This window comes from Streptomyces sp. NPDC056948, assembly GCF_042674225.1.
Classification (GTDB): domain Bacteria; phylum Actinomycetota; class Actinomycetes; order Streptomycetales; family Streptomycetaceae; genus Streptomyces; species Streptomyces purpurascens.
Window position 1 is genome coordinate 1 of the sequence record NZ_JBHUQX010000363.1, and the last position, 9,812, is coordinate 9,812.

The window sequence follows — 9,812 nt, forward strand, 5'->3', positions numbered from 1 at the left end:
GCGCCCGTGGCCACCGCGACGGTGCCGATGGCGACCGCGGCGGACACGCCGAGCAGGCCGGTGCGCATCGGCCGTGCGGCCTTCTTCCGGCGGCGGTGCGAGCCCGCCCGCCGGGCGCCGCCCTCGGGCGTGAAGCCGTCGCTCGCGAAGACGGCCGTCTCGGCGGTCCGCTGGCGGGGGATGGCGGCATACCCGTCACCCGCCGCGGCGGCCTCCGTCTCGAACAGGTAGGCCTCGCTCCGCGCGTACGTGTCGGCGTACGCCTCCGGGTTCAGATAGGGCGCGATGCCCATGGTCGGGCCGTCTTCCCCGCCGTACAGCGGATCGTGGCCCTCCGCGGTGCCGTCGGCCTGCATGATCCCCGTGGCGCTGCCCGTGTCGGCGCGGCCGGCGTCGGAGCGACGGTGGCGTCCCATGTTCTGGCCTTCCTCGTCCTGGCGGTCGACTCGTCCTCGAGATCAACACCAAACTCACTCGATGGTGTGAGTTTCATATGAGATTCGTTGGGTGGGGACGGTACCGCATGGCGCAAGTGAAGGAAGTGCGCCCGAGGGAGTTTGGGCGGTTAGGTTGCAGTCATGAGCGAGGATGTGCGACTGGTCGCCTGGGTGCGCGGACGCGTCCAAGGTGTGGGTTTCCGCTGGTTCACGCGGGCCAAGGCCCTGGAGATCGGCGGCCTGAGTGGTTTTGCTCTCAATTTGGGCGACGGTCGGGTCCAAGTGGTCGCGGAGGGCGCGCGAGAGGGTTGTGAAGGCTTGCTGGAGTGGCTCGAGGGTGACGACACGCCCGGCCGTGTAGACGGCGTCACGGAGATCTGGGACACACCTCGCGGCGGCTACGACGGCTTCGCCATTCGCTGATCCCGCACCGGCGGGCGGGCTTCAAGGGCGCCCGCCGACAGGCCGCCGAGGGCCGCCCCGGACGGAAACCGGCTGGTGATTGCCAAGAATCGCTTGCCTTGGCAGGCTCCGCACGCAAGGATGATCGCGACGCCTCGAGGGCCCCGCAGAAGCCGCAGTGCCGCCGTATCAGGCCGCGCGCGCCCGGTCGGCCCCCAATACGGGGCGTGATCGTGTTGACCGTCAAACTTTTTGGTGAGACGCTGAAAGCCCCGCGCACCTTAGCTGTTTGGCATGGCTGAACGGCGGTACAACTCCAGGCCCTGCCAAGCATCGCGGGTGCGAATCCCTCACGACCCACACCGCATCGGTCGGTCACGCATTGTGGAGGACCATCCATCATGGCAAAGGCGCTTCTCGGTTACGTCGGCGGCTCCGACCCTCGACTCCTCGCCGAGATGCGACGGCTCCAGCAGCGCGTACAGGACCTGGAATCCGAGCTCGGACGTATCCAGGCCGAAAACGAGGCGCTGACGGCTGCCGCTTCTCACGACAGGATCATGGAGAGCGTTGACGCACACCAGGCGGAGCCTGCGCTCACCTGATCACTGCATCGCTCCACAACAGCACAGCAGTGGTTGGGCCGCACGTCATAACCGCTAAGTTGTCAGAAGTGCAAGGGACGCCCTCGGCGTCCCTTCTTTCTTTCCCCCGCATCCTTTCACCGTCTTTAACGTGTGGTGTGCCCTGCGCGTTCAGCGGCGAAACCGTGGGTTCATGGAGTGAGACGAACCCGGGCGGTAGAGTCCGGCGGCGTGCACCTCAAGGCCCTGACCCTCCGCGGGTTCAAGTCGTTCGCTTCGGCCACCACACTCCGGTTCGAGCCGGGGATCACGTGCGTCGTAGGACCGAACGGCTCGGGCAAGTCCAATGTCGTGGACGCGCTGAGCTGGGTCATGGGCGAGCAGGGCGCCAAATCGCTGCGCGGCGGCAAGATGGAGGACGTCATCTTCGCCGGCACCACCGGCCGCCCCCCGCTGGGCCGCGCCGAGGTGTCGCTGACCATCGACAACTCCGACGGGGCCCTGCCCATCGAGTACGCCGAGGTCACCATCACGCGGATCATGTTCCGCAACGGCGGCAGCGAGTACCAGATCAACGGCGACACCTGCCGCCTCCTCGACATCCAGGAGCTTCTCTCCGACTCCGGCATCGGCCGCGAGATGCACGTCATCGTCGGGCAGGGCCAGCTCGACTCCGTACTGCACGCCGACCCCATGGGCCGCCGCGCCTTCATCGAGGAGGCCGCCGGCGTCCTCAAGCACCGCAAGCGCAAGGAGAAGGCGCTGCGCAAGCTGGACGCGATGCAGGCCAATCTCGCGCGCGTGCAGGACCTCACCGACGAACTCAGACGCCAGCTCAAGCCCCTCGGCCGCCAGGCCGCCGTCGCCCGTCGGGCCGCCGTCATCCAGGCCGACCTGCGCGACGCCCGCCTGCGGCTGCTGGCCGACGATCTCGTACGGCTGAAGGAAGCCCTCAACGCCGAGGTCGCCGACGAGGCCGCGCTGAAGGGGCGCAAGGAGGCCGCCGAGCAGGACCTGCGCAAAGCGCTCCAGCGCGAGGCACTCCTCGAGGACGAGGTACGGCAGCTCACGCCACGCCTCCAGCGCGCCCAGCAGACCTGGTACGAGCTCTCCCAGCTCGCCGAGCGGGTGCGCGGCACGATCTCGCTGGCCGACGCCCGCGTGAAGAGCGCCACCTCCGCGCCTCCCGAGGAGCGGCGCGGCCGCGACCCCGAGGACATGGAGCGCGAGGCCGCCCGCATCCGCGAGCAGGAGGCCGAGCTGGAGGCGGCCCTGGAGGCGGCCGAACGCGCCCTGGAGGACACGGTCGCCCACCGCGCCGAACTGGAGCGCGCGCTCACCCAGGAGGAACGGCGTCTGAAGGACGCCGCCCGCGCCATCGCCGACCGGCGCGAGGGACTGGCCCGGCTCAGCGGCCAGGTCAACGCGGCCCGCTCGCGCGCGGCCTCCGCCCAGGCCGAGATCGAACGCCTGGCCGCCGCCCGCGACGAGGCCCAGGAGCGGGCCGTCGCCGCCCAGGAGGAGTACGAGGCGCTCAAGGCCGAGGTCGACGGCCTCGACGCCGGCGACGCCGAACTCGCCGAACAGCACGAGGCCGCGAAGCAGCAGCTCGCCGACGCCGAGTCCGCCCTCACGGCAGCCCGCGAGGCGGCCACGGCGGCGGAACGGAAGCGCGCCGCGACCCAGGCCCGCCACGAGGCCCTGGCGATGGGCCTGCGCCGCAAGGACGGCACCGGAATACTGCTCGCGGCGAAGGACCGCCTCTCCGGCCTGCTCGGCCCGGCGGCGGAACTCCTGACGGTCACACCCGGCTACGAGGTCGCCCTGGCAGCGGCCTTCGGAGCGGCGGCGGACGCCATCGCCGTCACGACCCCGACCTCGGCGGCCGATGCCATCAGACTCCTCCGCAAACAGGACGGAGGCAGAGCCACTCTGCTCTTGGCAGGAGCTACCGCCGCCCCTAGGGGCGCGGGGAACTGCGCGAACAACCACGACGTACCCGCAGACGCGCGACGCCCCTTCGCCGAAGACCTCGTCCGCGGTCCCACCGACCTCATGCCTGCCGTACGACGGCTGCTCCACGGCATCGTCGTCGTCAGCACCCTGGAAGACGCAGAAGACCTCGTCTACACCCACCCCGACCTCACCGCCGTCACCGCCGAAGGCGACCTCCTCGGCGCACACTTCGCCCACGGCGGCTCCGCAGGCGCCCCCAGCCTCCTCGAAGTACAGGCCTCCGTCGACGAGGCCGCCGCCGAACTGGAAGAGCTGGCGGTGCGCTGCGAGGAGCTGACCGAGGCCCAGCACGAGGCCGTCGAACGGCGCAAGGAGTGCGCCGCGCTCGTCGAGGACGTGGGGGAGCGGCGCCGGGCCGCCGACCGGGAGAAGTCGTCCGTCGCCCAGCAGCTCGGCCGGCTCGCCGGGCAGGCCCGGGGCGCGGCGGGGGAGGCCGAGCGGTCCACGGCCGCCGCCGCCCGGGCACAGGAAGCCCTGGACAAGGCCCTCGCCGAGGTCGAGGAACTCGCCGAGCGACTCGCCGTCGCCGAGGAGATGCCGATCGAGGAGGAGCCCGACACCTCCGTACGGGACCGGCTCGCCGCCGACGGTGCCAACGCCCGCCAGACCGAGATGGAGGCCCGCCTCCAGGCCCGTACGCACGAGGAACGGGTCAAGGGCCTGGCCGGACGGGCCGACTCGCTCGACCGGGCCGCCCGCGCGGAACGCGAGGCACGCGCGCGTGCGGAGCAGCGGCGGGCCCGGCTGCGACACGAGGCCGCCGTCGCCGAGGCCGTCGGCTCCGGCGCACGGCAGCTTCTCGCGCACGTCGAGGTCTCCCTGGGCCGCGCCGACGAGGAGCGCACCGCAGCCGACGCCGCCAAGGCCCGACGCGAGCAGGAACTCGCCCGCGCCCGCACCGAGGGACGCGATCTCAAGGCCGAACTCGACAAGTTGACGGATTCGGTCCACCGAGGCGAGGTACTCGGCGCCGAGAAGCGGCTGCGGATCGAGCAGCTGGAGACGAAGGCGCTGGAGGAGCTGGGTGTCGAACCGGCCGGACTGGTGGCGGAGTACGGACCGCGCCAGCTCGTGCCGCCCTCGCCCCCCGCCGAGGGCGAGGAGCTGCCGGAGGACCCGGAGCACCCGCGCAACCGGCCGAAGCCGTATCTCCGGTCCGAGCAGGAGAAGCGATTGAAGTCGGCCGAGCGCGCCTACCAGCAGCTCGGCAAGGTGAACCCGCTCGCCCTTGAGGAGTTCGCGGCACTGGAGGAACGCCACCAGTTCCTCAGCGAGCAGCTCGAGGACCTGAAGAAGACGCGGGCGGACCTCCTGCAGGTGGTGAAGGAGGTCGACGAGCGCGTCGAGCAGGTCTTCACCGAGGCCTACCGGGACACGGCCCGGGAGTTCGAGGGCGTCTTCAGCCGGCTGTTCCCGGGTGGTGACGGGCGGCTGATCCTGACCGACCCCGACAACATGCTCACCACGGGCGTGGACGTCGAGGCCAGGCCGCCGGGCAAGAAGGTCAAGCGGCTGTCGCTGCTCTCGGGCGGGGAGCGGTCGCTGACCGCCGTGGCGCTGCTCGTGTCGATCTTCAAGGCGCGGCCCAGTCCGTTCTATGTCATGGACGAGGTCGAGGCCGCCCTCGACGACACCAACCTCCAGCGGCTCATCCGGATCATGCAGGAGCTGCAGGAAGCCTCGCAGCTGATCGTGATCACCCATCAGAAGCGCACGATGGAGGTCGCCGACGCGCTGTACGGCGTCTCCATGCAGGGCGACGGTGTGTCGAAGGTCATCAGCCAGCGCCTGCGCTAGATGGATGCGGTCTACACCGGTCTCACCTGCGACGCTCGATGGCTTCAATTCTTGAACACATCCTCGCCACACTCCTGTCGCAGATTCCCGTCTCCGGACCTATTGACTTCGAAACTTGAAGGCATAGTCTCGGCAACGTTCCTTTTACCTTCAGGTACCTTCAGGTGGCACCTCGAAGGGCTGATCCCCTCCGGCAGCGTTGCCGGTGGCCTGAGGAGTTCACGTGACCAGCACAGCGCAGGCACCCAAGTCCGGAGCCAGGACGGCTCACCCCGAACATCTCGGGCACGTCATCTTCATCGCGGCGGCGGCCGCGATGGGCGGTTTCCTCTTCGGCTACGACAGTTCCGTGATCAACGGTGCCGTCGAGGCCATCCGGGGCCGCTACGACATCGGCTCCGCAGCCCTCGCCCAGGTCATCGCCGTCGCCCTCATCGGCTGCGCCATCGGCGCCGCGACCGCAGGCCGGATAGCCGACCGCATCGGCCGCATCCGGTGCATGCAGATCGCCGCGGTCCTCTTCACGATCAGCGCCGTCGGCTCCGCGCTCCCCTTCGCCCTGTGGGACCTCGCCTTCTGGCGCGTCGTCGGCGGCTTCGCCATCGGCATGGCCTCCGTGATCGGCCCGGCGTACATCGCCGAGGTCGCCCCGCCCGCCTACCGCGGCCGGCTCGGCTCCTTCCAGCAGGCCGCGATCGTCATCGGCATCGCCGTGTCGCAGCTCGTCAACTGGGGTCTGCTGAACGCCGCCGACGGTGACCAGCGCGGCGAGCTGATGGGCCTGGAGGCCTGGCAGGTCATGCTCGGCGTCATGGTCGTCCCGGCCATCCTGTACGGGCTGCTCTCCTTCCGGATCCCCGAGTCCCCGCGCTTCCTCATCTCCGTCGGCAAGCACGAGCGCGCCCGGGAGATCCTCACCGAGGTCGAGGGCAAGGACATCGACCTGGACGCCCGCGTCGCCGAGATCGAGCACGCCATGACCAGCGAGCACAAGTCCAGCTTCAAGGACCTGCTCGGCGGGAGCTTCTTCTTCAAGCCGATCGTCTGGATCGGTATCGGCCTGTCGGTCTTCCAGCAGTTCGTCGGCATCAACGTCGCGTTCTACTACTCCTCGACGCTGTGGCAGTCGGTCGGCGTCGACCCGGCGGACTCGTTCTTCTACTCCTTCACCACGTCGATCATCAACATCGTCGGCACCGTCATCGCGATGATCTTCGTCGACCGCATCGGCCGCAAGCCGCTCGCGATCATCGGCTCGGTCGGCATGGTCGTGGGCCTGGCGCTGGAGGCCTGGGCGTTCTCCCACCCCCTGGTCGACGGCAGGCTGCCGGCCGCGCAGGGCTGGATCGCCCTGATCGCCGCGCACGTCTTCGTCCTCTTCTTCGCCCTGTCCTGGGGTGTGGTCGTCTGGGTCATGCTCGGCGAGATGTTCCCCAACCGGATCCGTGCCGCCGCCCTGGGTGTGGCCGCCGCCGCGCAGTGGATCGCCAACTGGGCCATCACCGCGAGCTTCCCGTCGCTGGCCGAGTGGAACCTCTCCATGACGTACGTGATCTACACGGCCTTCGCCGCGCTCTCCATCCCCTTCATCCTGAAGTTCGTCAGCGAGACGAAGGGCAAGGCCCTGGAGGAGATGGGCTGAGCCCGCCCCCGCACTCGGGGAGAAGGGCCAAAGTCCCCGCTGCCCCTCTCCCCGTAACCCGCCGTCGCCCCGGTTCGGCCACTGCCCGAGCCGGGGCGGCGGTCTGTCGCGTCACCAGACGATGACGCCGCCCCCGATCACCCGGGCGTGCAGGGCGGCCACTTCCAGGTTCCGCAGCCGCCTCACCAGCCCCTCCCGGTGCTCCGCGAGCCCTCGCGGCCGCTGCGTGGTCCCGGCGATCGCGTCGAGATGGTCACGCAGCAGCGCCACCTCACCCAGGAACTCCGCGACGCTCTCGGCCCCGACCTCCAGGTCGCCGTCGGCCAGCACGGGGAGAAATCGGGCGCCCAGCGCGCGTACCGGCTCGGACCCCCACACCGTCGTCCGCCAGGACTCGAACCCGGCCGAGTCGTCGCGTCCCCCGGGCACGTCGAGTATCCGCCGCTGTCCGTCCGGCTCCAGCAGGAACACATCAACCGACAGAGTCATGGAGTCAGTGGAGCATCGAGGCGCCGGGGCAGGCCATCGGATATCCGCGAGCGTCAGCTCCCCAGCCCCGGCAGCACCCGCTCGCAGAAGAGCTGCAGACTCCGCCACCCCTCCTCCACCGGCATCCCGCCCGCCAGCGGATGCAGTACATAGGAGTCCAGGCCCAGATCCGCGCACGCGTCGGGCGTGAGGATCCGGTACACGCCCTCGGCGCGCAGTTCCCCGACGGTCGTCGCGGCCGACTTCACCGCCGAGCGCACCTCGCCCGACTGCCAGGAGGCGTACGTCCGCGCCTCGTGCAGGAAGTGCTCGCCGTACTCCGCCCAGGCCCGGTCCGGGTCCTCGGCCAGGTGCAGCAGCGGCGTCTCGGCGGCGGGCATCATGACCCAGCCCTCGGTGCCGTACTCGGCGAGCCGGTCCTTGTAGTACGCCTCCAGCTCCGGCAGATGCGCGCTGGGGAAGAAGGGCAGGCCGAGCCGGGCGGCCCGGCGGGCGGCGGCCTTGGAGGAGCCGCCGACCAGGAGCAGCGGATGCGGGTCGGTGTACGGGCGCGGAGTGATGCGGACCGTGCGGCCCCGGTAGGAGAAGGGCTCGCCCGTCCACGCCTTCAGCAGTGTCTCCAGCAGCTCGTCCTGGAGCCGGCCGCGCCGGGCGAAGTCCACGCCGAACAGGTCGTACTCCTCGGGCCGGTACCCGATCCCGGCGACCGTCACCAGCCGGCCGCCGCTCAGCAGGTCCAGCACGGCGATCTCCTCGGCGAGCCGCAGCGGGTCGTGCAGCGGGCCGATGATCGCGGAGACGGTGACCGCGACACGCCGGGTCGCGCCGAAGACGGCCCCCGCGAAGGCGAACGGCGACGGCAGCCAGTTGTTGTCGGCCCCGTGGTGCTCCTCCGTCTGCACGGTGGTGACGCCCCGGTCGTCGGCGTACGAGGCCATCTCCAGGGCCGCCCGGTAACGGGCGCCGAGCTCGGCGGGGACGGCCCCCGGAGCGACGAGGTTGAAGCGTGCGACCGTGACGGGCATGGGGGACGTCTCCCTTCACCGGGCGGGTGTCCGGCTTCACCGGGCGGGTGTCCGGGGGACGTTAGCTGACGGGGCGTCAGACATCCAGGGGTGTGGAGATCCGACGGCCCTCGGCCCCGGAGGACGGCACAAGCGGGGTGACCCGGGGGCCCATGGCTGATACTGGACGCGTTATGGACATCGTCATCCTTGCTGTAGTCATCGCCGTGGTCGTGCTCGGCGCGCTCGGCGGGCTCATCGTCGGCAGCCGGCGCAAGAAGCAGCTGCCCCCGCCCCCGCCCGCAGCGCCCGACATCACCGCCCCACCGGCCGAGCCGCACGTCGGCGACGAGGCCGAGACGCCGCGGGAGGAACCGCGGCGCACGATAGAGGAGGTGGATCTCCCGGACGGCTCGGCTCCCGTCACCGTCGAGGAGCCGCCCGCCGAAGCTCCCGAGATCGAGATCCCGGAGCCCACCGCGGGTCGCCTGGTCCGGCTGCGGGCCCGTCTCTCCCGCTCGCAGAACGCCCTCGGTCAGGGGCTGCTCACGCTGCTGTCGCGCGAGCACCTCGACGAGGACACCTGGGAGGAGATCGAGGACACGCTGCTCACCGCCGACGTCGGCGTGCAGCCCACCCAGGAACTGGTCGAGCGCCTGCGCGAGCGCGTGAAGGTGCTCGGCACCCGCACCCCCGACGAGCTGCGCACCCTGCTGCGCGAGGAACTGCTCACGCTGGTCGGCCGCGACATGGACCGTGTGGTCAAGACCGAGCCGGAGGACCGCAAGCCGGGCATCGTGCTGGTCGTCGGGGTCAACGGCACCGGCAAGACCACCACCACGGGCAAGCTGGCCCGCGTCCTGGTCGCGGACGGCCAGAGCGTGGTCCTGGGCGCCGCCGACACCTTCCGGGCCGCCGCCGCCGACCAGCTCCAGACCTGGGGTGAGCGCGTCGGCGCCCACACCGTGCGCGGACCGGAGGAGGGCGACCCGGCCTCCGTCGCCTTCGACGCGGTCAAGGAGGGCAAGGAGATGGGCGCGAACGTCGTGCTCATCGACACCGCCGGCCGCCTGCACACCAAGACCGGCCTCATGGACGAGCTCGGCAAGGTCAAGCGGGTCGTGGAGAAGCACGCCCCGGTCGACGAGGTGCTGCTCGTGCTCGACGCCACCACCGGCCAGAACGGCCTGGTCCAGGCCCGGGTCTTCGCCGAGGTCGTCGACATCACCGGCATCGTGCTCACCAAGCTGGACGGCACGGCCAAGGGCGGCATCGTGGTCGCGGTCCAGCGCGAGCTGGGCGTTCCGGTCAAGCTCGTCGGGCTCGGCGAGGGCGCGGACGACCTGGCGCCGTTCGAGCCGGAGGCGTTCGTTGACGCCCTTATCGGGGAGTGAGCTCCGGACCAGCCGAGTGGAGCAACTCCGAGAATCCGGATGCGCAC

Annotated in this window: 7 protein-coding genes and 1 pseudogene; 5 read left to right on the forward strand and 3 right to left on the reverse strand. The window is 70.6% G+C overall.

Translation table 11 applies throughout. From position 1 onward, the window contains the following. Nucleotides 1-416: pseudogene (locus ACFTZL_RS34230) on the reverse strand (CAP domain-containing protein); the annotation flags it as partial. A gap of 162 nt (nucleotides 417-578) precedes the next feature. Here ACFTZL_RS34230 and ACFTZL_RS34235 point away from each other — a divergent pair. The 4 genes from ACFTZL_RS34235 (at nucleotide 579) to ACFTZL_RS34250 (ending at nucleotide 6,878) form a co-directional block, all read left to right on the forward strand. Next, on the forward strand, nucleotides 579-860 hold the full coding sequence (locus tag ACFTZL_RS34235) for an acylphosphatase (protein WP_189727968.1): 282 nt from the start codon (nucleotides 579-581) through the stop codon (nucleotides 858-860). 380 nt (nucleotides 861-1,240) lie between these two features. Further along, entirely contained in the window at nucleotides 1,241-1,444 is a 204-nt protein-coding gene (locus ACFTZL_RS34240; RefSeq protein ID WP_030852030.1) for a hypothetical protein, read from the forward strand. A 210-nt stretch (nucleotides 1,445-1,654) separates the two neighbouring features. Then, nucleotides 1,655-5,236, forward strand: coding sequence for a chromosome segregation protein SMC (gene smc / locus ACFTZL_RS34245; protein ID WP_382590982.1), 3,582 nt, complete (start codon nucleotides 1,655-1,657; stop codon nucleotides 5,234-5,236). 223 nt (nucleotides 5,237-5,459) lie between these two features. Continuing rightward, nucleotides 5,460-6,878, forward strand: a complete 1,419-nt coding sequence (locus ACFTZL_RS34250; RefSeq protein WP_382590985.1) for a sugar porter family MFS transporter — start codon at nucleotides 5,460-5,462, stop codon at nucleotides 6,876-6,878. A 111-nt stretch (nucleotides 6,879-6,989) separates the two neighbouring features. On the opposite strand, the gene ACFTZL_RS34255 is transcribed toward ACFTZL_RS34250, so the two are convergent. Both ACFTZL_RS34255 and ACFTZL_RS34260 read right to left on the reverse strand, forming a co-directional pair. Continuing rightward, nucleotides 6,990-7,367 carry a hypothetical protein gene (locus tag ACFTZL_RS34255; protein WP_382590988.1) on the reverse strand — a complete coding sequence of 126 codons (378 nt, stop codon included), beginning with the start codon at nucleotides 7,365-7,367 and terminating at the stop codon, nucleotides 6,990-6,992. 53 nt (nucleotides 7,368-7,420) lie between these two features. Next, nucleotides 7,421-8,392, reverse strand: a complete 972-nt coding sequence (locus ACFTZL_RS34260) for an LLM class flavin-dependent oxidoreductase (protein WP_382590991.1) — start codon at nucleotides 8,390-8,392, stop codon at nucleotides 7,421-7,423. Between the two features lie 173 nt (nucleotides 8,393-8,565). Between ACFTZL_RS34260 and ftsY the strand changes: the two genes are divergently transcribed. Further along, nucleotides 8,566-9,765: a signal recognition particle-docking protein FtsY gene (gene ftsY, locus ACFTZL_RS34265; protein ID WP_382590994.1), complete on the forward strand. Its 1,200-nt coding sequence runs from the start codon at nucleotides 8,566-8,568 to the stop codon at nucleotides 9,763-9,765. Nucleotides 9,766-9,812: the final 47 nt, after the last annotated feature.

What these genes read in the sequence shown, in the direction of transcription:
- ACFTZL_RS34235 (WP_189727968.1), top strand. Translation starts at nt 579, where the DNA reads ATGAGCGAGGATGTGCGACTGGTCGCCTGGGTGCGCGGACGCGTCCAA.
- ACFTZL_RS34240 (WP_030852030.1), top strand. Translation starts at nt 1,241, where the DNA reads ATGGCAAAGGCGCTTCTCGGTTACGTCGGCGGCTCCGACCCTCGACTC.
- ACFTZL_RS34255 (WP_382590988.1), bottom strand. Translation starts at nt 7,367, where the DNA reads ATGACTCTGTCGGTTGATGTGTTCCTGCTGGAGCCGGACGGACAGCGG.
- ACFTZL_RS34260 (WP_382590991.1), bottom strand. Translation starts at nt 8,392, where the DNA reads ATGCCCGTCACGGTCGCACGCTTCAACCTCGTCGCTCCGGGGGCCGTC.
- ftsY (WP_382590994.1), top strand. Translation starts at nt 8,566, where the DNA reads ATGGACATCGTCATCCTTGCTGTAGTCATCGCCGTGGTCGTGCTCGGC.